Here is a 26,887-nt window from a genome sequence, read left to right on the forward strand (position 1 = left end):
GCCCGTATGAGCACGCCCTGTCCCACAAATACGCAGCGCTGGCAGTTCTGGATCGACCGGGGCGGCACCTTCACCGACATCGTCGCGCGGCGCCCCGACGGTTCGATCACGACGGCCAAGCTGCTGTCGGAGAACCCCGAGCAGTACCGCGACGCCGCAGTGGCCGGCATCCGCAGGCTGCTGGGCCTGGGGTCCGGCGAGCTCATCACGCCGGCCCAGGTCGAATGCGTGAAGATGGGCACCACCGTGGCCACCAATGCGCTGCTGGAACGCAAGGGCGACCGCACGCTGCTGGTCACCACGCGGGGCTTCCGCGATGCGCTGCGCATCGCCTACCAGAACCGCCCGCGACTCTTCGACCGCCACATCGTGCTGCCCGAGCTGCTCTACGAGCAGGTGATCGAGGCCGACGAGCGCATCGGCGCCGACGGCGAGGTGGTGCAGCCGCTCGATGCCGGCGCCTTGCGCACGGCCCTGGAAGCCGCCTACGCCGACGGCATCCGCGCCTGCGCCATCGTCTTCATGCACGGCTACCGCCACACGGCCCACGAACGCAAGGCCGCTGATCTGGCGCGCCAGATCGGCTTCACGCAGGTGTCGGTCTCGCACGAGGTGAGCCCGCTGATGAAGTTCGTCTCGCGCGGCGACACCACGGTGGTCGATGCCTACCTCTCGCCCATCCTGCGCCGTTATGTGGAGCAGGTCGCCTCCGAGATGCCGGGCGTGCCGCTGTACTTCATGCAGTCCAGCGGCGGCCTCACCCAGGCCGACCGCTTCCAGGGCAAGGACGCCATCCTCTCGGGCCCGGCCGGCGGCATCGTCGGCATGGTGCGTACGGCCGAGCTCGCCGGCTTCGAGCGCGTGATCGGCTTCGACATGGGCGGCACCTCCACCGATGTGTCGCACTATGCCGGCGAGTTCGAGCGCGCCTTCGAGACCCAGGTGGCCGGCGTGCGCATGCGCGCGCCGATGATGAGCATCCACACGGTGGCCGCCGGCGGTGGCTCCATCCTGACCTTCGACGGCTCGCGCCTTCGTGCCGGCCCGCACAGCGCTGGCGCCAACCCCGGCCCGGCCTGCTATCGCCGCGGCGGCCCGCTGGCGGTGACGGATGCGAACGTGATGCTGGGCAAGATCCAGCCCGCCTACTTTCCCCAGGTGTTCGGCCCCAACGCCGACCAGCCGCTGGACCGCGAGGTGGTGGTCGAGAAGTTCACCGCCCTGGCCGCGCAGATCGAGGCGGCCACCGGCGTGAAGCGCTCGCCGGAGGAGGTGGCCGAAGGCTTCATCGACATCGCGGTGGGCAGCATGGCCAATGCGATCAAGAAGATCTCGGTGGCCCGCGGCTACGACGTGACACGCTACACGCTGCAGTGTTTCGGCGGCGCCGGCGGCCAGCATGCCTGCCTGGTCGCCGATGCCCTGGGCATGACGCGCGTGTTCGTGCACCCGCTGGCCGGGGTGCTCTCGGCCTATGGCATGGGCCTGGCCGATCAGCGCGTGATGCGCGAAGCGGCGGTCGAGCGCCCGCTGAACGAGGCCGCACTCGAGGCCTTGGCCGCCCAGGTCGAGGCCCTCGAACGCGAGGCGCGCGAGGACCTGCTCGCCCAGGGGGTGAACACCCGGCACGTGAGCACCGAGCGCCGTGTCCGCGTGCGCTACGAGGGCACGGACACCGCGCTGTCGGTGCCGCTGGGTACGGTGGCGCAGACGCGGGCGGCCTTCGAGGCCGCCTACCGCCAGCGCTTCGCCTTCCTGATGCCCGACCGGGGCCTGGTGATCGAAGCGGTGTCGGTCGAAGCGGTGGGGGCCGGCGAAGCCCCGGTGGAGCCGCGCCAGGCGGAGGCGTCCGACGCGCCCGCACCGGTGACGGCGCAGGTGCGGATGTTCAGCGGCGCCCGCTGGTGGAGCGCCTCGCTGGTGATACGCGAGCAGACCCGGCCCGGCCATGTGATCGCCGGCCCGGCGATCATCGCCGAGCGCAACGCGACCACCGTGGTCGAGCCCGGCTGGCAGGCTCGTGTGACCGCCTTGAACCACCTGGTGCTCGAACGGGTCGAGGCGCGCACGCAGCGCAAGGCCATCGGCACCTCGGTCGACCCGGTGATGCTGGAGGTGTTCAACAACCTGTTCATGAACATCGCCGAGCAGATGGGCCTGCAGCTTCAGAACACCGCCTACTCGGTGAACATCAAGGAGCGGCTGGACTTCTCCTGCGCGCTCTTCGACGGCGAGGGCAACCTGATCGCCAACGCGCCGCACATGCCGGTGCACCTGGGCTCGATGAGCGAGTCGATCAAGACCGTGATCGCGCGCAACCCCGGCATGCGAGCGGGCGATGTCTATGTCCTCAACGACCCCTACCATGGCGGCACCCATCTGCCCGATGTGACGGTGGTCACCCCGGTGTTCCTCGACGGACATGCGCGGCCGCTCTTTTACGTCGGCTCGCGCGGCCATCATGCCGACATCGGCGGCACCACGCCCGGCTCCATGCCCCCCTTCTCGACCCGCATCGAGGAAGAAGGGGTGCAGATCGACAACTTCAAGCTCGTCGATGGCGGCGTGCTGCGCGAGAAGGAGATCCTGGCCCTGCTGGCCAGCGGCGAATACCCCTCGCGCAACCCGCAGCAAAACCTCGCCGATCTCAAGGCCCAGATCGCCGCCAACGAAAAAGGTGTGCAGGAACTGCGCAAGATGGTCGAACAATTCGGGCTGGACGTGGTGCAGGCCTACATGGGCCATGTGCAGGACAACGCCGAGGAGTCGGTGCGCCGTGTCATCACCGCGCTGAAAGATGGCCAGTTCACGCTGCCGCTGGACAACGGCGCGCGCATCCAGGTGGCCATCCGAGTGAACCGGGTGCAGCGCAGCGCGGTGATCGACTTCACCGGCACCTCGCCACAACTGCACAACAACTTCAACGCCCCCAAGGCGGTGTGCATGGCCGCGGTGCTCTATGTCTTCCGCACCCTGGTCGACGACGACATCCCGCTCAACGCCGGCTGCCTCAAGCCGCTGGAGGTGATCATCCCAGAGGGCTCGATGCTCAACCCGCACCCACCGGCGTCGGTGGTGGCGGGCAACGTGGAAACCTCCACCTGCATCACCAACGCGCTGTACGGCGCCTTGGGCGTGCTCGCGGCCAGCCAGTGCACGATGAACAACTTCACCTTCGGCAACGAGCGCTACCAGTACTACGAGACCATCTCGGGCGGCTCGGGGGCCGGGGTGTACACCGACGACCAGGGGCGGGTGGTGGACGGCTTCGACGGCACGAGCGTGGTGCAGACCCACATGACCAACTCACGGCTGACCGACCCGGAGGTGCTGGAGTTCCGCTACCCGGTGCGGCTGGACAGCTATGAGATCCGCCGCGGTTCGGGCGGCGCGGGCCGCTGGCGCGGCGGCGACGGCGGCGTGCGCCGCATCCGCTTCCTGGAGCCGATGACGGCGTCCATCCTGTCCAACGGTCGCACTGTGCCGGCCTTCGGGCTGGCCGGCGGCGAGCCGGGCGCCCTGGGCGTCAACCGCGTCGAGCGTGCCGACGGCAGCGTGGAGGTGCTGGCCCACATCGGCAGCACCGAGATGGGCGTGGGCGATGTCTTCGTGATCGAGACGCCCGGCGGCGGCGGCTGGGGAGCCCCGGCCGGCTGAACGGGGGGGCAGGCCCGCCGCGAGGAGACGGATCGAAGCGATTCCCCAACCGCTGCAACACACCCGCACGGGGGCCTGCCAGAAAACCGGGGTGGCGCGACGCGCCACCTTGCATTTTTACCACCAGGTCTCGGCCTGGATGCCGATGGAGGTGCCCGCCTTCTTGTCGCCATACACCTGCTGGAGGCGACCCGTCAGCGCGTTGCGTGCGGCCTCGTTCCAGATCGCATGGGTCACGAACAGCCGGATGGTCGGGCGCGACCAGGCCTCGTTGCCGGCCGACACCGCACCGGCCAGCGTGAACTTCGTCATGTGCCGCGTGCCGCTGCCGTCATCGGGCTTCACCTGGTCATGGCCCACCTCGAGCAAGACCCGGAACGGCCCGGAGATGTGCGTGTCGGTGCGTGCGCCCAGGGCCAGCCACTTGTTGCCGGCATCGGCGGCGTCCTTGCGCACGCGGTACTCGCCCACCACGTCCAGGTGGGTGCCGGCCGTGATCTTGCCGCCGAACTGGACGATGCCGCGCGTGTTCTTCAGCTCGCCCTGCTTGTCGTGCCGCAAGCCGAGCAGCCAGTTGCCACCCATCACACCGTTGAGCCGCTGGTACAGACCCACGGCCAGGCCGTTGTCCTGGTCGGCCGGGTCGAGGCTGGTGGTCTGGTCACGGCTCTTCAACTGGCCCGAGGGTGTGACGTAGATCGAGAGGTCGCCGCTGGGCGTGGTCTGCAAGCCGGTCAGACGGATGGGCAGCGCATAGCGGTTGTCGTTGGCCGGGCCGCGGCCATTCATCATGAAGCCGATGCTCAGCTTGCCGATGCCCACGTCCATGTCCTCGATGCCGGCGCCATCGCCGTCGTTGATCTCCAGGAACTGGTCGTTGATGCCCGTCTGCAGACGGTTGTAGAAGCGCCGGCCCGCCCAGACCTTGCCGTTGGCCAGCCCGGCGATGTTGGTGCCATAGGCATAGACCTGGCCGAAGCGCGTGGTGAGCTCATCCGTGCCGGCCTCGACCTGGCCCCAGGCACGATAGACGCTGGGCATGAAGTGCACATGCCAGTCCGAGCCTTCGAAGCTCGCCAGCTTGGCGCTGAGGTTGGGTTCGATCACGTAGTCGCATTCGTTGCCCAGGCGCCATTTCGTGTCGGCGCCGGGCAGTCCGAAGCACACCTGGGTGCCGCCGCGTGCGTTGATGCCGGTGCCCGCGCGCATGTAGCCGGAGAAGTCGATGGACGCCGCATGGGCGACGCCCGCCAGGCCGGCCCAGGCCAGGGCGGCGATCAGGATCTTGGTGTTCATGGTCGGCAATCTCCTCGTCTCTTGTGATGGGAAGGAACAGGGCCGGTGAATCCGGCGGTTGAGAAAACGGTCACTGCAGGGCGCGCCCCTGGGGGTCGAAGAGCAGCAAGTGCTGCGGATCGGGCCGCAGGCCCACCGACTGGCCCACGGCCGGTTCGGACTGGCCGGGCGCCAGCCGCACGGCCAGCGGCTCGCGGCCTTCGCCGCGCAGGCTCGCGTGCACGATCAGCGCATCGCCCAGGTGCTCCACCAGGTCGATGCGGGCGGCCCAGCCCTCGCCTTCGCGGCACAGGGCCAGGTGCTCGGGCCGCACGCCCAGGGTGAGCACCTCGCCCGGCGCGGCCGCACCGGCCGGCAGCGGCACCGCACCGGCCCCGTGCACCTGCAGGTGCAGCCCGGTGCCGGTGTCAGCAGCCAGCCCCTCGACGAAGTTCATGCGCGGCGAGCCCAGGAAACCGGCCACGAAGCGGTTGGCCGGGCGCTGGTAGAGCGCGAGCGGTGCGCCCACCTGCTCGACGCGCCCGCCGTTGAAGACGGCGATGCGGTGGCCCAGGGTCATGGCCTCGACCTGGTCGTGGGTGACGTAGACCATGGTGTTGCCGATCTCGCGGTGCAGGCGCGACAGCTCGATGCGCATCTGCACACGCAGGGCGGCGTCCAGGTTCGACAGCGGCTCGTCGAAAAGGAAGACCTTGGGCTTGCGCACGATGGCGCGGCCGATGGCCACGCGCTGGCGCTGGCCGCCCGAGAGCTCGCGCGGCTTGCGCGCCAGCAACGGCCCGAGCTGCAGGATCTCGGCCGCGCGGCCCACGGCGGCGTCGATCTCGGCCTGGGGCCGGCCGGCCATCTTCAGCGCAAAGCCCATGTTCTCGGCCACACTCATGTGCGGGTACAGCGCATAGCTCTGGAAGACCATCGCCACGCCGCGCTGGGCGGGCGGCACGTGATTGAGGCGTTCGCCGCCCAGGACGATCTCGCCGCCGTCGATGTCTTCCAGGCCGGCGATCATGCGCAGCAGGGTGGACTTGCCACAGCCCGAGGGGCCGACGAAGACGGTGAACTCGCCGTCGGCAATGTCCAGGTCGATGCCGCGGATCACCTCCAGTCCGCGGCCATAGCTCTTGCGCACGCCGCGCAGGGTCAGGGCTGCCATCTCAGGTCCTCCGCTGCGAGGCGATGAAATCGCGGTACCAGTACGCGCTGGCCTTGGGCGTGCGCACCTGGGTGTCGTAGTCCACATGCACCAGGCCGAAGCGTTTGCCGTAGCCCGAATCCCACTCGTAGTTGTCGAGCAGGCTCCAGTAGAAGTAGCCCCGCACATCGACGCCGGCCTCGATGGCGCGGGCGAGGGCCTGCAGATGGGCGTGCACGTAGTCGATGCGGGGCTGGTCGGCCACGGCCCCGTCCACCAGCCGGTCGGCATGGGCCATGCCGTTTTCGGTGATGTAGACCGGCGGCAGGCGGTAGTTGCGATGCAGCCAGGTGAGCAGCTCGGTGAGGCCCTCGGGATAGATCTCCCAGCCCATGTCGGTCTCGCCCTGCCGCTTGGGCGCCGGCACCGGGGGCTGGGCCGTCGAGGCCCAGATGCGTGTGTAGTAGTTGATGCCCAGAAAATCGAGCGGCTGGGCCATGATCTCGAAATCGTTTTCATCAACAACCGGATGAAGGGCCCGGCCGTCGATCGTGGGATAGCGCTTCAGGAAAAGCGGGTCCATGTACCAGCGCACGAAGGCGGCGAACTGGCGTTGGGCTTCGGCGCGGTCGGCCTGGCCGTCGGTGGCCGGCGTGGCGGGCGACTGGTTCAGCACGATGCCCAAGGAGGCCCTCACCCCCGAGGCACGCATCGCCTGGAGCGCCAGCCCATGGGAGAGCAGCAGATGGTGCGCCACCTGCACGGCGGCCTGCGGATCGCGCCAGCCTGGGGCGAACTTTCCCACCTCATGGCCCAGGATGGCGGTACACCAGGGCTCGTTGTGGGTAGCGATCGCCGCGACGCGGTCGCCCAGGCGGCGGCCCATGCGCTCGGCATACTCGGCAAAGCGCTGTGCGGTGTCGCGCACCACCCAGCCGCCGCGCTCCTGCAAGGCCTGGGGCAGGTCCCAGTGATACAGGGTCACGTGCGGCGCGATGCCCTTGGCGAGCAGCCGGTCCACCAGGCGGTCGTAGAAGGCCAGGCCTTTCTCGTTCCACGCGCCCTGCCCCAGGGGCTGCACGCGCGGCCACGAGACCGAGAAACGGTAGGCCTGCAGGCCCAGCGCGGCCATCAGGTCCACGTCGATCTCGTAGCGGTGGTAGTGATCGCAGGCCACGTCGCCGGTGTGGCCCTGGAAGGTGGTGCCCGCCTGATGGGAGAAGTGGTCCCAGATGGAGGGGCCACGCCCGTCCTCGCGGACGGCGCCTTCGATCTGGTAGGCGCTGGTGGCAGCCCCCCAGACGAAACCGGGTGGAAAAGACAGTGAGGTCACGAATGAGTCCTTGTGGGTCTGGAAACGACAGCGGCGCTCAGGATTTCACGGCACCGGCCGTGAGGCCGTCGATGAGCCGCCGCGAGGCCACCATGAAGAGCGCCAGCAACGGCAGCACCGCAATGGCCGAGCCGGCCGAGATGGCCCCCCAGGGGATCTGGCCCGTGCCCTGCAGCGAGCGCAGGGCCAGCGGGATGGTGTACATCTCCATGTCGCGGATCACGATCAGCGGCCCGATGAAGTTGTTCCACGAGCCGATGAAGGTGATGAGGCCGAGCGTGCCCAGCGCGGGCCCGATGAGCGGCAGCACGATGCGCCAGTAGATCGCGAACTCGCCGCAGCCATCGATGCGCGCGGCGTCGATCAGCTCGCGCGGGATGGCCGACTCGATGTACTGGCGCATCAGGAAGATGCCCAGGGCCCCGCAGGCGCCGGGGATGTAGAGCGCGCGCGGCTGATCCATCCAGCCCAGCCAGCTCATGATCAGCGCCGTGGGGATCATGCCCACGAAGGCCGGCAGCAGCATCGTGGCCATCACCGCACCGAAGAGCCATTCGCGCCCCGGGAAGCGGTACATCGCAAACCCGTAGCCGGCCAGCGAGCAGAAGAAGAGGTTCAGCGCCGTGGAGGCCAGCGCGATATAGACGCTCCAGCCCACGTTCTTCCAGAAGTGCGGCAGGCTGGTGAGCAACTGGCGCAGGTTGTCCAGCAGCGCATCGCCGAACCACAAGGGTGGAGGCATCGAGAGGATCTCTCGGTTGCCATGGGTGGCGAACACGAGCATGAAATAGAAGGGCCCGAGCATCATGGCCGCGCCGATGGTGACGACGACATAGGCCAGCAGGCGCTGCGGCGAAAGGGCGAAAGTGCGCGTGGAGGTCATGGGATCGGCTCCTCAGTCGCGCCGGCCGCCCAGCAGGCGGTGGTTGGCCCAGGTGGCCGCGGCGATGATCAGAAAGAGCAGCCAGGCCACGGCCGAGGCGGTGCCGAAGTCGCCATCCACGAAGGCGGTGGCGTACATGTGCATCGCCGCGGTCTTGCCGGCCTGGTCGATGCCGCCGGTGCCGCCGGTCAGGATGAAGGGCTCCTCGAAGAGCTGCAGGTTGCCGATCAGCGTGAGCGTGACGGCAAAGAAGATCATCGGGCGCAGCAGCGGCAGCGTGATGTGGCGGAACTGCTGCCAGGGCCCGGCGCCGTCCATCTCGGCCGCTTCGTACAGGTCGCGCGGGATGGTCTGCATGGCCGACAGATACAGCACCGCATTCCAGCCCACATAGCGCCACCACACCACGAAGGCGATCATCCATTTCGTGTAGCCGGGCTGGCCCCAGTCGATGTTCTGCTCGGGGAAGAGCGAGCCGATCAGCGGCGCGTCGTGCAGCGAGGTGAGCACGGCATTGACCACGCCGAAGTCGCGCGAGAACAGCGACGAGAACACCAGCGACACCGCCACGGTGGAGGTGATGAACGGCAGGAAGTACAGCCCCACGACGAAGTTGCGCGAGCGCCTGAGCACGCGATGGAAGAAGAAGGCCAGCGGCAGGGCCACCAGGTGCTGCGGCAGGCCCGACACCAGGGCCAGCCACAGCGTGTTGTAGAGCGACTTGTGGAACCAGTCGTCATCGCGCAGGCTGTAGACGTAGTTCTCCAGCCCCACCCAGCGCATCGCTTCCAGGCCGGCGGCCGGGTCCCAGCGGTGGAAGGACAGGTAGACCGAAAACAGCAGCGGAAAGAGCCCGAACACCGCAAACAGGAGGAAGAAGGGGCTGATGAAGACATAAGGCGCACTGCGGCGCGACAGCCAGGGGCGGCGCCACCAGGCGGGCCGCGGGGTCGCGGCAGGCGCAGGCTCGGTCGCCGGCGCGGGGCCTGCCAGGGTGTTCGGGTTCATGGGGTCCAGAGCCAAGTCGAAAGAGCCAGGAAGGGGTTGCTCAACGACGCACGCGGCGCTGCACCTGGGCTTGGGCATCGGCCAGGGCCTGGCCGATGTCCTTGTTCTGCTCCAGCACCTTCTCGAGTTCGGCATTCACCACCTCGGCCGCCACCGGGTCGAACTTGTCCACACTCATCGCGGGGATGCGGTCGGCCGCCTCTTTCCACAGCCGGCGCGCCTTCTGCCCACCCAGGTACTCGATGGGCTGGTCGAGGAAGGGGTCGTTCTGCGCGGCCAGCAGCGAGGGGAAGGCGTCATAGCCTCGGAAGGCCTCGATCTGCATGTCCTTGTGGGTGGTGAGGAACTTGATGAAGTCCCAGGCCGCCTGCTTGTTCTGCGCCTTCTTCGGGATGCCGTAGAACGAGCCGCCCCAGGAGGCATAGGCCCCGCCCGGCAGATGGGCCGAACGCCACTTGCCCTTCGATTCCGGCGCCAGCCAATTGCTGAGATGGCCGGCCAGCCAGGCGCCCATCATCTGCGAGGCGATGCGGTCTCGCTTGAAGCCCTCGCTCCATTCGTTGGACCAGGCGCTGATCTTGCCGTCGATGCCGGCCGTGCGCGCCGCCTTGGCCAGCTCGAAGGCCTTGCGGAAGCGCTCGTTGTTGATGGTGGGCTGGCCCTGCTTGTTGAAGTAGATGCCCTCGCCGTCCTTCAGGTTGGAGCGGATGTAGATGTCCTTGATGTCCACCGCACTGGCCAGCAGCCAGGCGCCCGTGGCGGCCTTGAGCTTCTTGCCCGACTCGATGTAGGACTCCCAGCTCTTGGTGAGCTCGGCCTCGCTCACGCCGGCCCGGTCGAGCAGGTCCTTGCGATAGAAAAGCGCGCCGGGGCCGATGTCCACCGGCATGCCCACCATCACGCCCTGGCCGCTCATGGCCAGCGGGTAGGTGAAGCGCGCCACCTGGTCGCGGAACTGGCCGGCGTTGTAGGGCGGCTTGCTCAGGTCTTCCATGCCGCCGCTTTCAGCAAACTTGCCGATGAAGCCCATGTCGATGGCCATCACGTCGGGCAGGCCGGCGCCGGTGGCCAGGGCCGTGGTCATCGCGGTATGGTGGTCGGCGTAGGCCAGGCTGGTGAGCTTGATCTCCACGTTCGGATGGATCTTCTTGTACAGCGGGATGGCCAGCTTGATGCCCCGGTCCAGGTCCGGGAAGGAGGCCACCGTCAGCGTCACCGTCTGCGCCGATGCCGTTGCGCCCCAGCCCATGGCCGCTGCCAGCAGCAGCGGCGTCCACAGCGTCTTCATCGTCTCGTCTCCTCGCCCCTTGGGCCCGATGATGCCAGGATGGCATCGTTTTCATTAACAACACCTGTACATCCACGGGGACCGCCTCGGAGGACACCCGCCAGACGCCCCTTCGCAGCCGCCCTGACCCGCACCGTCCTTCGGGGCGTGGGGAACACCGGGGGTGCACGCCTCGAAGAAGATATGAAACCGTTTTCAGAGCGGATGCATTTCAGCAGTCACTGAAAACGTTGTCAACGCTGCCCCGTGGTTTCATCCCGGTAACCAGGGAAAGTCCCAGTCCCCCCGTCGCCGCCCGGGCGCGGCAAGAGCGCGTCCAGCAGGGGGCGCCGCCAGGTCAGCGTGAGCGGCTCCAGGATGCCGAAGCTCGAGGCCAGTTCCCAATAGGCCCAGGAGAAGCCCCGGGCTTCGGCCTCGCGGCGCACGGCCGCGGTCCAGGCGATGCGGGTGGCCTCGTCGGCACGCGAATAGACCCCGAATTCGCCCAGGAAGACGGGCCGGCGATGCGTCCTCGCCCAGGCTTGCACGCGGTCGAAGTCGGCGCGCAGCCTGGCCATCTGCCCGGGCGTGCCGCGCCAGGTGGTGCCCACCCAGGCACCCGCCCCGCTGACCCATTCGGCGCCCTGGTGGGTCACGGCCATGGGCTCGTAGTAGTGAAAGGTGGCGATGATGTTGCGGTCGTCGGCCGGCAGCTCCAGGTCGGCCAAGGCGTCGGCGGCGTTCCAGTCGCCCCCGCCGATGATCAGCGTGCGATGGGGATTGCTCTCGCGCACCACCGGCAGCACGGCGGCCAGGGCCTCGTTCCAGCGCGCGCGGGTCAGCTCCCGGTGCGGCTCGTTGAGCAGCTCGAACATCACCGTGGCCGGTGCGTCGCGGTAGTGCTCGGCCACCTGACGCCACAGGGCGAGGAAGCGCCCGCGCTCGGCCTGCGGCTCCAGCATCATGGCCGCGTAATGGTGCATGTCTAGGACCACCGCCAGGCCGTGCGACTGGGCCAGGCGGATCACGCCATCGACGCGCTCGAAGAACGCCGGCGCGATCGCATAGGGAGGCTGGTGGCTGGCCCGCGCGTCCCAGCGGATGGGCAGGCGGATCGCCGTGAAGCCGGCCTGCGCACTGAGGGTGACGAATTCGTCGCGCAGCATCGGCCCCGCCAGGCCCTCGCGGGCGTGTTCGAGCATGTTGCCGAAATTGATACTGCGCGCCAGCAGGCGGTTGCAGCTCTCGGCGCGCGCCTGCGGCGCTTGGTCGAAGGAGCAGGCCCGGGCCGGCGGTGCGGCCAGGGCCCACCCCAGGGCCGCCAGTGCGGCGGCCCGGAACAGGAAGGGTTTCATGAAGGCATGTCTCCGTTGTCAGACCGGGTGGCCGACGGGGTTCCACGGGGGGGGCTGCCCGTTCGGACTGAAAACGTTATCATGAACCGTTGCCGCAACCCATCCGCCCCATCCCGCCCGTGAGCTCCGACACCGACACCCCCCCACCCGTGACCGTGCTCGACGTGGCCCGCGCCGCCGGCGTGTCGCCCAGCACCGTCTCGCGCATCCTCAATGGCACGGCCCGGGTGGCCGCCGACAAGCGCGCCGCGGTCGAAGCCGCCATCGCCCGGCTCAACTTCCGGCCCAATCTGTTCGCGCGCAGCCTCAAGACCGGCACCACGATGACGGTCGGCATCGTCACGCAGGACGTCGAGAGCCCCTTCTACGGCCGGGCGATGAAAGGCATCGAGGCGGGGCTGAACGGCAGCGGCTACGCGCCCATCATCGTCAGCGGCCACTGGAACGCCGAGGAAGAGGCCGAGCGCATCGAACTGCTGATGGCTCGGCGCATCGACGGCCTGATCATCCTCACCGGCCACCTGTCCGACGAGCAGGTGCAGGCCTTTGCGCTGCACCAGCCGGTGGTGGCCACCGGCCGCGAGGTGACCGGCCCGCAACTGCGCAGTTGCCAGCTCGACCAGGAAACCGGCGGCTACCTCGCCACGCGCCATCTCATCCACCTCGGCCACCGCCGCATCGCGCACATCGCCGGCCCGCAGGACCATGACGACGCCCGCCGGCGCCTGACCGGCTACCGCCGTGCCCTGCAGGAGGCCGGGCTGATGGCCGACCCGGCGCTGATCGTGCAGGGCGACTTCATGGAAAGCGGTGGCCTGATGGCCATGAACCGCCTGATCGACAGCGGCGAGTCCTTCACCGCCGTGTTCGCCGCCAACGACCAGAGCGCCTACGGCGCGCGCATGGCCCTGTACCGCCGCGGCGTGCGTGTGCCCGACGATGTCTCGCTCGTGGGCTTCGACGACCTGCCCGCCTCGGCCTACCTCACCCCCCCGCTGACCACCGTGCGTCAGCCCATCTACGAGGTGGGCCTGTACGCCGCGCGCACCCTGCTCTCGCTGATGGGGCACCCGGCCGAACCCATCACGCTGCCGCCGATCGAACTCATCGTGCGCGAGACGACGCGCCGGCTCTGAGGCACCACAATGCGCGCATGACTCTGCGCATCCTGCTCACCGGCTTCGAGCCCTTCGGCGGCGACATCATGAATCCCTCGCAGGCCCTGGCCGAGGCGCTGCACGGCCAGTGTGTGGACGGAGCCCCGGTCACCGGTCTGGTGCTGCCCTGCGTCTTCGACGCGGCGTTGGACATGCTCCACCAGGCGCTCGAAGTGCACCGCCCCACCCTCGTGCTCGCCCTGGGCCAAGCCGGCGGTCGGGCCGATCTCAGCCTCGAGCGCGTCGCGATCAACGTCAACGACGCCCGCATCCCCGACAATGCCGGCCGCCAGCCCATCGACACGCCGGTCGTGCCCGGCGGCCCGGCCGCCTACTTCAGCACCCTGCCGATCAAGGCCATCGTCGCCGAGCTGCATGCCGCGGGCCTGCCCGCCTCGGTGTCGCAGACCGCCGGCACCTTCGTGTGCAACCATGTCTTCTACGGCTTGATGCACGCGCTGGCCACACGGCATCCGCGCGCTCGCGGCGGGTTCATGCATGTGCCGCTGCTGCCCGGGCAGGCCGCATGCCTGGCGCAGCCCACGGCCAGCATGGCACTGCAGACGATGCGCGATGGCGTGCTGGTGGCCCTGCGGACGGCACTGCGCGAGCGGGTCGATCGGGTGGTGGGCGGGGGTGCGTTGGATTGAACCGCACCAGCCCTGCGCTCAAAGCGTCAAGACGCGGGTGACGGGGGGCAGGTCAAACACACACCGCAATGCACGCCACCCGAAACCAGGCAGGCACAAACAAACCAGGCTGTGCCGCGGCATCTGTTCAGGGTTGATCGTCATGGGCTCGGATGCCAGCGCAAGGCCATCATGACCGACACAAACACCACAGGCACTGCGCAGCCCATCGCCAGCACCGCGCGTGCCGCCCATCTGTACCAGCCTGGAGCCATCGTGTGAGCTTCCTGTGCGTTGCGTTTCCGGCCCAACCGGGGAAGCCGATCAGGCTCCGCAGCATCACCGTCTTCATCAGACCCATCACGAGGCCTGAATAGACCGCTACCTCTGACTCCCTGGAGCAAGGCGGCCCCCCAATACCGTCGGACCCAAGCCTTAGGCATCAACAACTGCTTGAGCCACAAAGAGAGGGGAGCTGCGATCAGGTAGTACGCGGCCACGTAAATCATGGCTCCGCGTGTCGACAACTCTGTCGAGAGTGATGTCTTCCGTGTGTATTTCAGCGTCGGATCAGGTCTTCGCAATCGTTGCAGACGAGCAGCCACTCGTGCCCATCGCATCGCACCGTACCCGTCCAGGCCGCCGTGATGCGCCAGCTGCAGGTTTGTCCCTGGTACTGCAGCACCCCGAGTGCGGCGCAGGGCGCTTGCTCGTAGTGGTCATGCAGCGTCTTGGCGTCTACGGGCTTCGCTCGGCGGAAGAAGGCTGCCGCATCGGCGTGGCGGCCCGGCACGTCGGCTGGGGTACAGCGCTGGGGTTCGGTGGATTCGAAGTCGGAGAGGTACACGTCTCGTACGGCATCGGGCCTGAACGCTGGCAGTCCCGTTACGCAAGCACTGACGAGAACCATCCCAGCCAGGGCGACCAACCTCATCGCCATACGGCACTCCCCGCTTCATCAGGGTGCTTGTACGACACCTGCGGATGACGGAAGACATCAGCAGACGTGAGAGAGAAGTGACGGTAGATCTCGTCGATCAACCATTGCAACCGGTGATTCTGCTCGGTCGTCACCGCCTCATAGCGCCTTTCATCGATGTGCCTGCCGACCAGCTCGATGCCGATGGAGTCGCTGTTTACCGGGAAGCGCTCAGGGTAGGGCTTACGGCGTTCGATGTCGTTGATCGCGGCAATCTGCGCCGACCACCCCAAGGCAAGTGCCTTGGCGATTTCCGGATCGCGACAGTTGGCCTTCAACAATTCCAGGCAGCGCGACTTGATGCGCGCACCCACGTGAAAGCAACGCTTAAACAGGCTCGCCGTCTGGTACAGAGTCCCGTTTTTTGCGATGAGGAAATGCGCGCCATGACCACCTCGGGCGTAGGCATTGAACGTGGACTGTTCGTCATCCGCATCCGTCTGATGGATGACGATCGCGCGGGCGGCCTCGAGGGCCCCCTGCTCGATCTGGGGATACCGCCGATGTTGCACTTGGACGTGCACAAGCATGCCTTCCTTGTCGATGTTCGACATCGGAACCTCCTTGAATATTGCAGGAATGACGGCGCATCAGTCTAGGCAGCCGCCATCCCAAGACAAGGCTCATTTCGTGAGCGAGTGTGACAACCGCATTTCGGGAGTTGCAACAGCTGCGCGATCAGCGCATCCCCGCCACGCCCGATCCAGCCCATCGTCCTACACTCGGGCAAACCCTGATCTCTATGTCCTCCGTTTCTTCCGCGCTCCCCCTCGACCTCGCCTTGCAAGGCGGGGGCTCGCATGGCGCTTTCACCTGGGGCGTGCTCGACCGCTTGCTGGAAGACGAGGGCCTGTCGGTGCAGGGCATCTCGGGCACCAGTGCGGGGGCGTTGAACGGCGCGGTCTTGGTGACGGGGCTGGTGCGCGGCGGGCGTGAGGCGGCGCGTGCGGCCTTGCGGGCGTTCTGGGAGGACGTGGGGCGCAGCGCTCAGGTGTTCTCGCCGTTTTCGCTGACGCAGGCGGCTGCCGCGCAGCACCACAGCTTCAACTTCGACCGGCTGCCCAGTTACCAGTGGGTGACGAGCTTCTGGCGCAGCTTCAGCCCCTATGAGTTCAACCCGCTGAACCTGAACCCGCTGCGCGACGTGGCGCGCCGGCATGTGGATGAAGCGGCACTGCGCGAGTCGCACACGCATGTGCCGGGCTTGAGCCTGTTCGTGACGGCCACCTCGGTACACACCGGCCAGGCGCGGGTGTTCACGGGCACCGATCTCAGCATCGACGCGCTGCTGGCCTCGGCCTGCCTGCCCTTCCTGTTCCAGGCCGTGGAGATCGACGGCGAGCCCTACTGGGACGGTGGCTACACCGGCAACCCGGCACTCTACCCGCTGATCTACCGCACGAACACCTTGGACATCCTGCTGGTGAAGATCAACCCGCTGCGACGCGAAGGCACACCCATGCGCAGTGTGGAGATCATGGACCGCATGAGCGAGATCACTTTCAACGCAAGCCTGATCGCCGAGCTGCGCGCGATTGCCTTCGTGTCGCGGCTGCTGCGCGAACACAAGCTCGATCCGCGCCGGTACAAGGACCTGCGCCTGCACATGGTGGCCGACGACGAGGGGCTCGCACCCTTCAATGCGTCGAGCAAGCTCAACACCGACCCGGCCTTCCTGGAGCAGCTCTTCACGCTGGGCCGCGCGGCGGCCGAACGCTGGCTGGCGGCGCACCGCCGCGACCTGGGCCGGCGCTCGTCGCTGGACATCGAAGCGCAGTTCCTGGGCCGCACCGACGCCACCCGCGCCCAGCCCGTCCCGCTGCAAGCCAGGCCGCCGCGCCGCCCGTGGTGGCGGCGCTGGCTCGGGCGTTGAATCGCCTCAGACGCCGAGCTTCTTCTTCAGCAGCTCGTTCACCTGGGCCGGGTTCGCCTTGCCCTTGGTGGCCTTCATGGCCTGGCCCACCAGGGCGTTGAAGGCCTTGTCCTTGCCGGCGCGGAATTCCTCCACCGACTTGGCATTGGCGGCCAGCACCTCGTCGAGGATGGCTTCCAGCGCGCCGGTGTCGTTCATCTGCTTGAGGCCCTTGGCGTCAATCAGCGCATCCACATCACTGCCTTGGCCGCTCCACAGGGCTTCGAACACCTGCTTGGCGCCATTGTTCGAAATGGTGCCGTCGTTGATGCGGCCGATCAGCGCGGCCAGCGTGGCGGCCTGCACGGGGGCCTGCGCAATGTCCTTGCCTTCGGCATTGAGCCGGCGCGACACCTCGCCCATCAACCAGTTCGCCACCAGCTTGGGCTGCTGGCAGGCATTGCGTGCGGCCTCGTAGTAGCGCGCAAACGCGAGGCTTTGCGTCATCATCATGGCGTCATAGGCCGGCAGGCCGTCCTCGCGCTGGAAGCGTTCGGCCATCACGCTGGGCAGCTCGGGCATCTCGCCCTTCACCCGTTCGATCCACTCGGGGGCGATCACCAGCGGGGGCAGGTCGGGGTCGGGGAAGTAGCGGTAGTCGTGCGCGTCTTCCTTGCTGCGCATGGCCCGCGTCTCGCCGGTGTCGGGGTTGAAGAGCACGGTGGCCTGCTCGACCTGGCCGCCGTCCTCGATCAGGTCGATCTGCCAGTTCACCTCGTAGTCGATGGCCTGCTGCAGGAAGCGGAAGCTGTTGAGGTTTTTGATCTCGCGGCGCGTGCCGAAGGGCTGGCCGGGCTTGCGCACCGAGACGTTCGCATCGCAGCGGAAGCTGCCCTCCTGCATGTTGCCGTCGCAGATGCCCAGCCACACCACCAGCGCATGCAGGGCCTTGGCATAGGCCACCGCCTGCGCCGACGAGCGCATCTCGGGCTCGGAGACGATCTCCAGCAGCGGCGTGCCGGCGCGGTTGAGATCGATGCCCGTCTGGCCGTGGTAGTCCTCGTGCAGCGACTTGCCGGCGTCTTCTTCCAGGTGAGCGCGGGTGAGGTGCACCACGTGCTTCTCGTCGCCCACGTAGAACTCGACCTGCCCGCCCTGCACCACCGGGATCTCGTACTGGCTGATCTGGTAGCCCTTGGGCAGGTCGGGGTAGAAGTAGTTCTTGCGCGCAAAGATGGACCGCGGCGCCACGGTGCCCTTGACCGCCAGGCCGAAGCGGATGGCCAGCTCGACCGCAGCCCGGTTCAGAACCGGCAGTGTGCCGGGCAGGGCCAGGTCCACCGCGCAAGCCTGGGTGTTGGGTGCGGCACCGAAGGCCGTGCTGGCCCCTGAGAAGATCTTCGATCGTGTGGACAGTTGTGCGTGCGTCTCGAGGCCGATCACCACCTCGTAGCCGCGCACGAGTTTCGATGCGATTGGGGTCATCTCAATAGCCCTGGGGGATGCGCAGGTGGAAGTCGGTGGCTTGCTGGAAGGCATGCGCCGCATGCAGCAGCTCGCCTTCCTTCCAGTAGTTGCCGATCAATTGCAGGCCCACGGGCAAGCCGCCCTCGCCAAAGCCCGCCGGCACGCTCATGCCGGGCAGGCCGGCCAGGCTGGCCGGCAGGGTGAAGATGTCGGCGAGGTATTCCTGCACCGGGTCGGTCTGGCTGCCCAGCACGCGCGCCACCGTGGGGGCAACCGGGCCGGCGATCAGGTCGCACCGGGCGAAGGCGGCCTGGAAGTCGTCGGCGATCATGCGGCGCAGCTTCTGGGCCTGCAGGTAATAGGCGTCGTAGTAGCCGTGGCTGAGCACGTAGGTGCCGATCATGATGCGGCGCTGGACCTCGGCACCGAAGCCTTCGGACCGGCTCTTCTTGTACATGTCGAGCAGGTCGGCATAGTCCTTCGCGCGGTGGCCGTAGCGCACGCCGTCATAGCGGCTCAGGTTGGAGCTGGCCTCGGCCGGGGCGATGATGTAGTAGACGGGGATGGACAGCTCGGTGCGCGGCAGGCTCACGTCCACCAGCGTGGCGCCGAGCGCCTCGAACTCGGCCAGCGCGGCGCGCACCGCAGCGCGCACGCCTGCAGCCACGCCCTCGCCGAAGAACTCCCGGGGCAGGCCGATGCGCAGGCCCTTCAGGGGCCGCTCAGCGCTGGCCCCTTCGCGCGGCGTGCGGATGGCAGCGGCGTAGTCCTCCACGGGCTGCTGCGCCGAGGTCGCATCGCGCTCGTCGAAGCCGCTCATTGCAGTCAACAGCAGCGCGCAGTCCTCGGCGCTGCGTGCCAGCGGGCCGGCCTGATCGAGACTGGAGGCAAAGGCAATCATCCCGTAGCGCGAGCAGCGGCCGTAGGTGGGCTTGATACCGGTGATGCCGGTCAGCGCCGCCGGCTGGCGCACCGAGCCGCCGGTGTCGGTGCCGGTGGCCGCCGGGATCAGGCGCGCAGCCACTGCCGCGGCCGAGCCGCCCGAGGAGCCGCCGGGGATGCACTGCGGGTTCCAGGGGTTGCGGGCCGGGCCGAACGCCGAGTTCTCGTTGCTGCCACCCATCGCGAACTCGTCGCAGTTGAGCTTGCCCAGCGTGACGGCGCCGGCGGCGCGCAGCTTGGCGACGACGGTGGCATCGAAGGGGCTGCGGTAGCCCTCGAGCATCTTCGAGGCCGCCGTGCTGGGAAAGTCGGTGGTGACGAAGATGTCCTTGTGCGCCAGCGGCACGCCCAGCAGCGGGCCTGCCTCGCCCTTGGCACGCCGTGCGTCGGCGGCCTGGGCCTGGGCCAGCGCCACCGCCTCGTCGGTGCACAGGAAGGCCCCGAGTTGTTGATGAGCGGCAACGCGCGCAAGCAGATGTTTCGTGACTTCGACGCTGGAGACGGCCCTCGCGTCGAGCAGGCGGGCCAGTTCGGCCACGCCCAGGTGGTGCAGTTCGGTGCTCATTGCGCCCTCACTCAATGACCTTGGGCACGAGGAAGAGCCCGTCTTCCACCGCTGGGGCGCTGCGCTGGAGGGCCTCGCGCTGGCCGGTCTCGCTCACCACGTCCTCACGCAGGCGCAAGGCCACGTCCTGCACGGCCGACAGCGGGGTGTACAGGGGTTCGACGCCGGTGGTGTCCACCGCGCGCATCTGTTCGACGATCGCAAAGAAGCCGTTGAGCTGTTCGAGCATCCGGGCCTGCTCGTCCTCGCTCAGCGCCAGCCGGGCGAGGTGGGCGATGCGGCCCACATCCTGGGGTGTCAGAGCCATGGGAAATTGTTTGCTGTTGGGGCTTCCCGTACACATCGGTGCAGGGGCATTGGGGTATTATCTTCGGTTATCCACAACCGGCCCGGACGCGGCGGTTTCATCGGGGTGGCAGCCCCGGATGGGGCGCGATCCGGAGCCGGTTTTGTGCAAGAAGCCGGGCTCACCGCTGCACCGGGCGGCCCGAAACAAAACCAGCGCGCGGCCGCACGGGTCCGCCCGGTCGGCCGCCCGGGAATCCTGACACATGTTCGAATCCATTCGTCGCTATTTTTCGACGGACCTCGCCATCGACCTGGGCACGGCCAACACCCTGATCTACGTGCGCGGCAAGGGCATCGTCCTGGACGAGCCCTCGGTGGTGGCCATCCGCCATGAGGGCGGCCCCAACGGCAAGAAGACCATCCAGGCCGTGGGCGCCGAGGCCAAGGCCATGCTGGGCAAGGTGCCCGGCAACATCGAGGCGATCCGCCCGATGAAGGACGGCGTGATCGCCGACTTCACCGTCACCGAGCAGATGCTCAAGCAGTTCATCAAGATGGTCCATCCGCGCTCGATGATGAAGCCCAGTCCGCGCATCATCATCTGCGTGCCCTGCGGCTCCACCCAGGTCGAGCGCCGCGCCATCCGCGAGTCGGCCCTGGGCGCCGGCGCCTCCGAGGTCTACCTGATCGAAGAACCCATGGCCGCGGCCATCGGCGCGGGCCTGCCGGTGTCGGAAGCCTCGGGCTCGATGGTGGTGGACATCGGCGGCGGCACCACCGAGGTGGGCGTGATCAGCCTGGGCGGCATGGTCTACAAGGGCAGCGTGCGCGTGGGCGGCGACAAGTTCGACGAGGCCATCATCAACTACATCCGTCGCAACTACGGCATGCTGATCGGCGAGCCCACCGCCGAAGCCATCAAGAAAGAGATCGGCTCGGCCTTCCCCGGCTCCGAGGTCAAGGAGATGGAGGTCAAGGGCCGCAACCTCTCCGAAGGCGTGCCGCGCAGCTTCACGATCAGCTCCAACGAGATCCTCGAAGCCCTGACCGACCCGCTCAACCAGATCGTCTCGTCGGTGAAGAACGCGCTGGAGCAAACACCGCCCGAGCTCGGCGCCGACATCGCCGAGCGCGGCATGATGCTCACCGGCGGCGGCGCCCTGCTGCGCGACCTGGACCGCCTGCTGGCCGAGGAAACCGGCCTGCCGGTGCTGGTGGCCGAGGACCCGCTGACCTGCGTGGTGCGCGGCTGCGGCACGGCCCTGGAACGCATGGAGCGCCTGGGTTCGATCTTCACCTCGGAATAAGCCTGCCTGAGAATGTGCCGGCCGGCCCAGCCCCCGCCCCCGAGTTCCTGACTGCGTCGCGCCATGCCCCTGGGTACGCTGGACCGCACCCCGCCCCCCTTCTTCCGGCAAGGCCCCTCGGCCTTCACGCGGCTGGTCGTGTTTTCGGCACTGGCCCTGTTCCTGATGGTGGCCGACCGCCGGTTGGGCGTCGTCGAGCCGCTGCGCGCCGTGATCGCCACGGTGCTGCACCCGGTGCAGCAGGCGCTGCGAGTGCCGGTGCAGGCAGTGCGCACCGGCGGCGAGTACCTCCAGGGCCTGGCCGCAGCGCGCGCCTCGGAGGCGCAGGCGCGCCGTCTGCTGGCCGACAAGGCCGAGCGCCTGGGCTGCCTGGAAATGCTCGAGCAGGAAAACGCCCGTCTGCGCGAGATGCTGAACCTGCGCGCCGCATTGAGCGCCCGCACCCAGGCCGCCGAGGTGCTCTACGACCGGCCCGATCCCTACACCCGCAAGGTGGTGATCGACCGCGGGCTCACCCAGGGCGTGGTGCTCGGCTCGCCAGTGATCGATCACACCGGCGTCATCGGCCAGGTCACACGAGTGTACCCACTCACTTCCGAGGTGACGCTGCTGGTGGACAAGGATGCGGTGATCCCGGTGCTCAACACCCGCACGCAGGTGCGCGGCGTGGCCTATGGCGACCCCCAGCGCGGCGGGCTGGAGCTGCGCTTCATGCCCACCAACGCCGACGTGCGCGAAGGCGATGCATTGGCCACCTCGGGCATGGACGGCGTCTACCCGAGCGGGCTGCCGGTGGCGGTGGTCAGCCGGGTCGAGCGCCGCGCCGACAGCGCCTTCGCCCGCATCCTGCTGGAGCCGGTGGGCCAGCTTGCCAGCGCCCGCCACGTGCTGGTGGTCGAACCGGTGGGCCGCGAACTGCCCCCGCCGCCCGACCCTGAGCCCGAGACGGCCGCCCCGCGCCGCGGCGCAGGCCGCCGCTGACCGACAGGCCCCTGCCATGATGCCGCGCGGATCCGACCAGCTCCTGCTACCTGCCAACCCCGTCTTCATCTGGGTGTCGCTCGCCGTCGCCCTGGCCATCAACATGCTGCCGCTGGGCCGCACACCGGCCATGCCCGACCTGCTGGCGCTCACGTTGGTGTTCTGGAACGTACACCAGCCGCGGCGCATCGGCATCGGCGCGGCCTTCGTCTTCGGACTGCTGATGGACGTGCACGACGGTGCGCTGCTGGGCCAGCACGCGCTGGCCTACACGCTGCTGAGCTATTTCGCGATCACCATCCACCGCCGGCTGCTGTGGTTTTCGGTGCTGGAGCAGGCCGTGCAGATCCTGCCGCTGTTCTTCGCGGCCCATGCCTCGCTCGTCTTGATCCGGCTGGCCGCCGGTGGCATCTTCCCCGGGTGGGAGCTGCTGCTGGCCCCGGTGTTCGAGGCGCTGCTGTGGCCTCTGGCGAGCTGGGTGCTGCTGGCTCCGCAGCGCCGCGCGCCCGATCCGGACGAGAACCGTCCGCTGTGACCGCGATGACCGAGTTGAAGGATGTCGAGCTTGAGCTGTCGCGCTTTCGAGCGAGGCTGCTGTTCGCCGCTGCCTTGGTGCTGGTGTGCTTCGCTCTGGTGGCTGCGCGGCTGGTGTATCTGCAGGTGCTACGGCACGAGGAGCTGAGCGCGCGCGCCGAGAACAACCGCATCGCGGTGCTGCCCATCCCGCCCAACCGCGGGCTCATCCTGGACCGCAACGGCATCGTCGTGGCGCGCAACTATGCGGCCTACACGCTGGAGATCACGCCGTCGAAGGTGGACGACCTGGACGCCACGATCGATGCGCTGGCCGAGCTGGTGGACATCGGCCCGTCCGACCGCCGGCGCTTCAAGCGCCTGATGGAAGAGACCAAGGGGCTGGACTCGCTGCCGGTGCGCACCCGGCTCAGCGACGAGGAGGTGGCGCGCTTTGCCGCGCAACGCTACCGCTTCCCGGGCGTGGACGTGAAGGCGCGGCTGTTCCGCCACTACCCGCTCGGTGACGTGGGCAGCCACGTGGTGGGCTACATCGGCCGCATCAACCAGGCCGAGAAGAAGGCCATGGAGGACTGGCCCGAGGAGGAGCTGGCCAACTACCGTGGCACCGAGTACATCGGCAAGCTGGGTGTGGAGCAGGCCTACGAGCGCGAGCTGCACGGCACCACCGGCTTCGAGGAGGTCGAGACCAGCGCCGGCGGGCGCGCCGTGCGACGGCTGCGCTCCAGCCCGGCCACACCCGGCCACACCGTGGTGCTGTCGATCGACATCAAGCTGCAGGCCCTGGTCGAGCAGCTCTTCGGCGAGCGGCGCGGCGCGCTGGTGGCCATCGACCCGCGTTCCGGCGAGGTGCTGGCCTTCGTGAGCAAGCCCACCTTCGACCCCAACCTCTTCGTCGAAGGCATCGATGTGGAGAACTGGCGCGCACTGAACGAATCGATCGATCGGCCGCTGCTCAACCGCGCGCTGCGCGGCACCTATCCGCCGGGCTCCACCTACAAGCCCTTCATGGCGCTGGCCGCGCTGAACACCGGCACGCGCTCGGCCAGCCAGGCCATCTTGGACACCGGCGTGTTCGTCTTTGGCAACCACCGCTTCCGCAGCCATGGCGACACCGGGCTGGGCATGGTGGATCTGCGCCGCTCGATCGTGAAGTCGAGCAACGTCTACTACTACACCCTGGCCAACGAGATGGGCGTGGATCTCATCCACGACCAGATGGCGCCTTTCGGCTTCGGCCAGCTCACCGGCATCGACCTGCTGGGCGAGGCCCGCGGCGTGCTGCCATCCACCGCCTGGAAGCGCAACACCTACCGCCGGCCCGAGCAGCAGCGCTGGTATGCGGGCGAGACCATCTCGCTGGGCATCGGCCAGGGCTACAACAGTTTCACGATGCTGCAACTGGCCCATGCGATGGCCACGCTGGCCTCGGGCGGCCAGCGCTACAAGCCCCATGTGGTGCGCGAGATCCGCGATGCGGTCACGCATGAGGCCCGCGCAGTGAACCACGAGCCGCTGAGCCCGCTGGCGCTCAAGCCCGAGCATGTGAAAGTGGTGCTCGAGGCCATGTACGCGGTCACGCAGGAAGGCACCTCCACGCGCAGCTTCGTCGGCGCGCCCTACCGCAGCGGCGGCAAGACCGGCACGGCGCAGGCCGTCTCGATCCGCCAGAACGAGCGCTACAACGCCGCCAAGCTGGCCGAGTACTTGCGCGACCACGCTCTGTACGTGGCCTTTGCGCCGGTGGAAGCGCCGCGCATCGCGGTGGCGGTGATCGTCGAGAACGCCGGCTTCGGTGCGCAGTCGGCCGCGCCCATCACCCGGCGGGTGTTCGACTACTGGCTCGAGGGCCTGTACCCCAGCGAGCAGGACATTGCCGCGGTGCAGCGCGGCGAGGCGGCCGCCCCCGTGGGCACCCCGCGCCTGGCCGCCAGTGTGCCGGTACAACCCGTCTCCTCGGCCTTGGACGGCAGCCGCATCAGCGCCCCGGCCCTTGCCCTGCCCGCCGACGACCCGGCCTCGGCCACCCCCGTCTCGACCGCGCCCGGCGCGGCGCGTGCGCCATGAAGGTCACCTTCGAACGCCCCTCGCTGTGGCAGCGGCTCAAGCCCGTGCTCTTCGGCTTCGACCCGGCCCTCACCGCCGCGGTGCTGCTGCTGTGCGGCGCCGGGCTGCTCATCATGTACTCGGCCGGCTACGACCATGGCAGCCGCTTCGCCGACCATGCCCGCAACATGCTGGTCGCCGCCGGCGTGGTCTTCGTGGTGGCGCAGGTGCCGCCGCACAAGATCATGCGGGTGGCCGTGCCGCTGTATGTCGTGGGTGTGGCCCTGCTGCTGGGCGTGGAGTTCTTTGGCATCACGCGCAAGGGCGCCACACGCTGGCTGCACGTGGGTGTCACCGTGATCCAGCCCAGCGAGATCATGAAGATCGCGCTGCCCTTGATGCTGGCCTGGTGGTTCCAGCGCCGCGAGGGGCAGTTGCGGGTGCCGGACTTCCTGGTGGCCGCGGTGATCCTGGCCGTGCCGGTGGGCCTGATCCTGCGCCAGCCTGACCTGGGCACCTCGCTGCTGGTGCTCGCGGCCGGCCTGGCAGTGATCTTCTTCGCCGGCTTGTCGTGGAAGCTGGTGATCCCGGTGCTGGCCGCCGGGGCCATCGGCATCGTGGCGCTGGTGAGCCTGGAAGAGCGCCTGTGCGCCCCCGGGGTGGACCTGAAGGTGCTGCACGAATACCAGCGCCAGCGCGTGTGCACCCTGCTCGACCCCACGAAGGACCCGTTGGGCAAGGGTTTCCACATCATCCAGGGCACGATCGCCATCGGCTCGGGGGGTCTGACCGGCAAGGGCTTCATGAACGGCACCCAGACCCATCTGGAATTCATCCCCGAGCGCACCACCGACTTCATCTTCGCGGCCTACGCCGAGGAGTTCGGCCTCGTGGGCAACCTGGTCCTGATCCTGGGCTTCCTCTTCCTGATCTTCCGCGGCCTGATGATCGCCAGCGAGGCGCCCACGCTGTTCGCCCGCCTGATGGCCGGCGCGGTGACGCTGATCTTCTTCACCTATGCCTTCGTCAACATGGGCATGGTCAGCGGCATCCTGCCCGTGGTGGGGGTGCCCCTGCCCTTCATCAGTTACGGCGGCACGGCGATGGTCACGCTCGGCCTGGGCCTGGGCATCCTGATGTCGATCGCACGCAGCAAGCGCTTCATGCCAAGCTGAAGGCACGCAAACTGGGGCTCGCACGCAACGCGCCCACCTCGATGCCGCGCCAGTTGCGCAAGACCCCCTCGCTGAGGCCGCGCATGAAACACCGGTCGTCCTCGGACAGCGGCAGCAAAGCCTCGATCACCGCGGCCATCACCACCTCGGCCGCACGCGCGGTGTTGCCGTCGTCCATCTTCAGCGCCACGCCCAGGCCCAGCTCGGGCAGCGCGGCACCGTAGACCCCTTCGGCCCCGACCTTGCAGAAGACACGCTCGCCCAGGCGCTCCATCACGCGCGTGTCGAAGCGGCCGGTACCGGCCACGTGAAAGGGCGAGCGGGCCACCGCCTGACGCAAGCGCTGCGCGGCACGGGCATGGTCCTCGCTCAGGCCTTGCCCGGTGGCCACACGGGCAAAGGCCAGCGCCCAGGCTTTGAGCGGCAAGGCGTAGGTGGGGATGGAGCAGCCGTCGATGCCCATGGGGGCGTTGTCCAGGCGTTCACCGGTGGCGGCCTCGATGGCGGCACCCACCTCGCGCATCACCGGGTGGTCGGGCTGCACATAGCCGCGCACGAAGCGCTGCAGGTCGGGGCCCTTCGCGCCGCCCTGCATCGCACAGGCCAGGCACAGGAAGCCCGCATGCTTGCCCGAGCAGTTGTTGTGCAAGGCGGTGGGCTCGCGCCCCGCGGCCGCCAGGGCGCGGCCGGCGGCCTCCAGGCCGGGCCAGTGGGCGCCGCATTCCAGGGCCGCCTCGTCCAGGCCCAGACGGCGCAGCATGCCGGCGGCGGTGTCGGCATGGCCGGGCTCACCGTTGTGCGAGGCGCAGGCCAGGGCCAGTTCGGCGTCCGTCAGCCCCAGGGCCTCGGCCGCGCCGCTGGCCACCAGCGGCAGGGCCTGCAGCACCTTGATGGCCGAGCGCGGGAAGACGGGCCGCTGCACATCGCCCAGCGAGCCCACCACGCGGCCGTCGGGATCGACCACCACCAGCGAGCCACGGTGAAAGGACTCCACCGCCCGCCCGCGCCAAGCCTCGACGAGCACCGGGTTCATG

General features: G+C 68.5%; 22 protein-coding genes. 9 read left to right on the forward strand and 13 right to left on the reverse strand.

Annotated features, from left to right (window positions below; translation table 11 throughout):
• The first annotated feature begins 6 nt into the window (after positions 1 to 6).
• Positions 7 to 3,657, forward strand: coding sequence for a hydantoinase B/oxoprolinase family protein (locus tag AC1ECW_RS02185; RefSeq protein ID WP_481201083.1), 3,651 nt, complete (start codon positions 7 to 9; stop codon positions 3,655 to 3,657).
• 117 nt (positions 3,658 to 3,774) lie between these two features.
• Here the strand turns inward: AC1ECW_RS02185 and AC1ECW_RS02190 are convergent, their stop codons facing one another.
• The 7 genes from AC1ECW_RS02190 to AC1ECW_RS02220 form a co-directional block, all read right to left on the reverse strand.
• Positions 3,775 to 4,953, reverse strand: coding sequence for a carbohydrate porin (locus AC1ECW_RS02190; protein WP_481201084.1), 1,179 nt, complete (start codon positions 4,951 to 4,953; stop codon positions 3,775 to 3,777).
• 70 nt (positions 4,954 to 5,023) lie between these two features.
• Positions 5,024 to 6,106 carry an ABC transporter ATP-binding protein gene (locus AC1ECW_RS02195; protein ID WP_481201085.1) on the reverse strand — a complete coding sequence of 361 codons (1,083 nt, stop codon included), beginning with the start codon at positions 6,104 to 6,106 and terminating at the stop codon, positions 5,024 to 5,026.
• A 1-nt stretch (position 6,107) separates the two neighbouring features.
• Positions 6,108 to 7,418, reverse strand: coding sequence for a GH1 family beta-glucosidase (locus tag AC1ECW_RS02200; protein ID WP_481201086.1), 1,311 nt, complete (start codon positions 7,416 to 7,418; stop codon positions 6,108 to 6,110).
• Between the two features lie 37 nt (positions 7,419 to 7,455).
• Entirely contained in the window at positions 7,456 to 8,301 is an 846-nt protein-coding gene (locus AC1ECW_RS02205; protein ID WP_409708856.1) for a carbohydrate ABC transporter permease, read from the reverse strand.
• Between the two features lie 12 nt (positions 8,302 to 8,313).
• The gene (locus tag AC1ECW_RS02210) at positions 8,314 to 9,309 is read right to left on the reverse strand and encodes a carbohydrate ABC transporter permease (RefSeq protein ID WP_409708853.1); all 996 of its coding nucleotides are present in this window, start codon (positions 9,307 to 9,309) and stop codon (positions 8,314 to 8,316) included.
• Between the two features lie 40 nt (positions 9,310 to 9,349).
• Positions 9,350 to 10,597, reverse strand: coding sequence for an ABC transporter substrate-binding protein (locus tag AC1ECW_RS02215; protein WP_409708850.1), 1,248 nt, complete (start codon positions 10,595 to 10,597; stop codon positions 9,350 to 9,352).
• 233 nt (positions 10,598 to 10,830) lie between these two features.
• Positions 10,831 to 11,931: a glycoside hydrolase family 5 protein gene (locus AC1ECW_RS02220; protein ID WP_481201087.1), complete on the reverse strand. Its 1,101-nt coding sequence runs from the start codon at positions 11,929 to 11,931 to the stop codon at positions 10,831 to 10,833.
• 119 nt (positions 11,932 to 12,050) lie between these two features.
• Here AC1ECW_RS02220 and AC1ECW_RS02225 point away from each other — a divergent pair, with 119 nt between their 5' ends.
• Together AC1ECW_RS02225 and pcp are read left to right on the forward strand one after the other, a co-directional pair.
• Positions 12,051 to 13,067, forward strand: a complete 1,017-nt coding sequence (locus AC1ECW_RS02225) for a LacI family DNA-binding transcriptional regulator (RefSeq protein WP_409708701.1) — start codon at positions 12,051 to 12,053, stop codon at positions 13,065 to 13,067.
• 17 nt (positions 13,068 to 13,084) lie between these two features.
• Positions 13,085 to 13,738: a pyroglutamyl-peptidase I gene (gene pcp, locus AC1ECW_RS02230; protein WP_409708704.1), complete on the forward strand. Its 654-nt coding sequence runs from the start codon at positions 13,085 to 13,087 to the stop codon at positions 13,736 to 13,738.
• 538 nt (positions 13,739 to 14,276) lie between these two features.
• On the opposite strand, the gene AC1ECW_RS02235 is transcribed toward pcp, so the two are convergent.
• Both AC1ECW_RS02235 and AC1ECW_RS02240 read right to left on the reverse strand, forming a co-directional pair.
• Positions 14,277 to 14,564 carry a hypothetical protein gene (locus AC1ECW_RS02235; RefSeq protein WP_409708707.1) on the reverse strand — a complete coding sequence of 96 codons (288 nt, stop codon included), beginning with the start codon at positions 14,562 to 14,564 and terminating at the stop codon, positions 14,277 to 14,279.
• An 83-nt stretch (positions 14,565 to 14,647) separates the two neighbouring features.
• A complete protein-coding gene (locus AC1ECW_RS02240; RefSeq protein WP_409708710.1) occupies positions 14,648 to 15,250 on the reverse strand; it encodes a peptidoglycan recognition protein family protein in 603 nt (200 codons plus the stop codon).
• Positions 15,251 to 15,438: 188 nt separating this feature from the next.
• Here AC1ECW_RS02240 and AC1ECW_RS02245 point away from each other — a divergent pair, with 188 nt between their 5' ends.
• A complete protein-coding gene (locus AC1ECW_RS02245; RefSeq protein WP_409708713.1) occupies positions 15,439 to 16,569 on the forward strand; it encodes a patatin-like phospholipase family protein in 1,131 nt (376 codons plus the stop codon).
• Between the two features lie 6 nt (positions 16,570 to 16,575).
• On the opposite strand, the gene gatB is transcribed toward AC1ECW_RS02245, so the two are convergent.
• The 3 genes from gatB to gatC are packed head-to-tail and all read right to left on the reverse strand — an operon-like array spanning position 16,576 to position 19,829.
• The gene (gene gatB, locus AC1ECW_RS02250; RefSeq protein ID WP_409708716.1) at positions 16,576 to 18,033 is read right to left on the reverse strand and encodes an Asp-tRNA(Asn)/Glu-tRNA(Gln) amidotransferase subunit GatB; all 1,458 of its coding nucleotides are present in this window, start codon (positions 18,031 to 18,033) and stop codon (positions 16,576 to 16,578) included.
• 1 nt (position 18,034) lies between these two features.
• Complete coding sequence (gene gatA, locus AC1ECW_RS02255) at positions 18,035 to 19,522, reverse strand: Asp-tRNA(Asn)/Glu-tRNA(Gln) amidotransferase subunit GatA (protein WP_481201088.1); 1,488 nt, start codon at positions 19,520 to 19,522, stop codon at positions 18,035 to 18,037.
• Positions 19,523 to 19,529: 7 nt separating this feature from the next.
• Positions 19,530 to 19,829 (reverse strand): Asp-tRNA(Asn)/Glu-tRNA(Gln) amidotransferase subunit GatC, encoded by a 300-nt coding sequence (gene gatC / locus AC1ECW_RS02260; RefSeq protein ID WP_409707632.1) that lies wholly within the window; start codon positions 19,827 to 19,829, stop codon positions 19,530 to 19,532.
• A gap of 244 nt (positions 19,830 to 20,073) precedes the next feature.
• On the opposite strand from gatC, the gene AC1ECW_RS02265 reads away from it, so the two are divergent.
• The 5 genes from AC1ECW_RS02265 to rodA all read left to right on the forward strand — a co-directional run bounded on the left by AC1ECW_RS02265 (position 20,074) and on the right by rodA (position 25,853).
• Positions 20,074 to 21,117, forward strand: coding sequence for a rod shape-determining protein (locus tag AC1ECW_RS02265; protein ID WP_019561076.1), 1,044 nt, complete (start codon positions 20,074 to 20,076; stop codon positions 21,115 to 21,117).
• A gap of 63 nt (positions 21,118 to 21,180) precedes the next feature.
• Positions 21,181 to 22,098: a rod shape-determining protein MreC gene (mreC, locus tag AC1ECW_RS02270; RefSeq protein ID WP_481201089.1), complete on the forward strand. Its 918-nt coding sequence runs from the start codon at positions 21,181 to 21,183 to the stop codon at positions 22,096 to 22,098.
• Between the two features lie 16 nt (positions 22,099 to 22,114).
• Positions 22,115 to 22,633, forward strand: coding sequence for a rod shape-determining protein MreD (gene mreD, locus AC1ECW_RS02275; protein WP_409707626.1), 519 nt, complete (start codon positions 22,115 to 22,117; stop codon positions 22,631 to 22,633).
• Between the two features lie 5 nt (positions 22,634 to 22,638).
• Positions 22,639 to 24,699 (forward strand): penicillin-binding protein 2, encoded by a 2,061-nt coding sequence (mrdA, locus tag AC1ECW_RS02280; protein ID WP_481201090.1) that lies wholly within the window; start codon positions 22,639 to 22,641, stop codon positions 24,697 to 24,699.
• On the forward strand, positions 24,696 to 25,853 hold the full coding sequence (gene rodA, locus AC1ECW_RS02285; RefSeq protein WP_409707620.1) for a rod shape-determining protein RodA: 1,158 nt from the start codon (positions 24,696 to 24,698) through the stop codon (positions 25,851 to 25,853). Before mrdA ends, rodA begins: the two co-directional genes overlap by 4 nt.
• Here the strand turns inward: rodA and AC1ECW_RS02290 are convergent.
• Positions 25,840 to 26,886 carry an asparaginase gene (locus tag AC1ECW_RS02290; RefSeq protein ID WP_481201091.1) on the reverse strand — a complete coding sequence of 349 codons (1,047 nt, stop codon included), beginning with the start codon at positions 26,884 to 26,886 and terminating at the stop codon, positions 25,840 to 25,842. The genes rodA and AC1ECW_RS02290 overlap by 14 nt on opposite strands.
• Between the last annotated feature and the right edge of the window lies 1 nt (position 26,887).

The organism is Caldimonas hydrothermalis (genome assembly GCF_056746695.1).

Coding starts and splice junctions, on each gene's coding strand:
- AC1ECW_RS02185 (WP_481201083.1), top strand. CDS start 7: ATGAGCACGCCCTGTCCCACAAATACGCAGCGCTGGCAGTTCTGGATC.
- AC1ECW_RS02190 (WP_481201084.1), bottom strand. CDS start 4,953: ATGAACACCAAGATCCTGATCGCCGCCCTGGCCTGGGCCGGCCTGGCG.
- AC1ECW_RS02195 (WP_481201085.1), bottom strand. CDS start 6,106: ATGGCAGCCCTGACCCTGCGCGGCGTGCGCAAGAGCTATGGCCGCGGA.
- AC1ECW_RS02205 (WP_409708856.1), bottom strand. CDS start 8,301: ATGACCTCCACGCGCACTTTCGCCCTTTCGCCGCAGCGCCTGCTGGCC.
- AC1ECW_RS02210 (WP_409708853.1), bottom strand. CDS start 9,309: ATGAACCCGAACACCCTGGCAGGCCCCGCGCCGGCGACCGAGCCTGCG.
- AC1ECW_RS02215 (WP_409708850.1), bottom strand. CDS start 10,597: ATGAAGACGCTGTGGACGCCGCTGCTGCTGGCAGCGGCCATGGGCTGG.
- AC1ECW_RS02220 (WP_481201087.1), bottom strand. CDS start 11,931: ATGAAACCCTTCCTGTTCCGGGCCGCCGCACTGGCGGCCCTGGGGTGG.
- pcp (WP_409708704.1), top strand. CDS start 13,085: ATGACTCTGCGCATCCTGCTCACCGGCTTCGAGCCCTTCGGCGGCGAC.
- AC1ECW_RS02240 (WP_409708710.1), bottom strand. CDS start 15,250: ATGTCGAACATCGACAAGGAAGGCATGCTTGTGCACGTCCAAGTGCAA.
- AC1ECW_RS02245 (WP_409708713.1), top strand. CDS start 15,439: ATGTCCTCCGTTTCTTCCGCGCTCCCCCTCGACCTCGCCTTGCAAGGC.
- gatB (WP_409708716.1), bottom strand. CDS start 18,033: ATGACCCCAATCGCATCGAAACTCGTGCGCGGCTACGAGGTGGTGATC.
- gatA (WP_481201088.1), bottom strand. CDS start 19,522: ATGAGCACCGAACTGCACCACCTGGGCGTGGCCGAACTGGCCCGCCTG.
- gatC (WP_409707632.1), bottom strand. CDS start 19,829: ATGGCTCTGACACCCCAGGATGTGGGCCGCATCGCCCACCTCGCCCGG.
- AC1ECW_RS02265 (WP_019561076.1), top strand. CDS start 20,074: ATGTTCGAATCCATTCGTCGCTATTTTTCGACGGACCTCGCCATCGAC.
- mreC (WP_481201089.1), top strand. CDS start 21,181: ATGCCCCTGGGTACGCTGGACCGCACCCCGCCCCCCTTCTTCCGGCAA.
- mreD (WP_409707626.1), top strand. CDS start 22,115: ATGATGCCGCGCGGATCCGACCAGCTCCTGCTACCTGCCAACCCCGTC.
- mrdA (WP_481201090.1), top strand. CDS start 22,639: ATGACCGAGTTGAAGGATGTCGAGCTTGAGCTGTCGCGCTTTCGAGCG.
- rodA (WP_409707620.1), top strand. CDS start 24,696: ATGAAGGTCACCTTCGAACGCCCCTCGCTGTGGCAGCGGCTCAAGCCC.
- AC1ECW_RS02290 (WP_481201091.1), bottom strand. CDS start 26,886: ATGAACCCGGTGCTCGTCGAGGCTTGGCGCGGGCGGGCGGTGGAGTCC.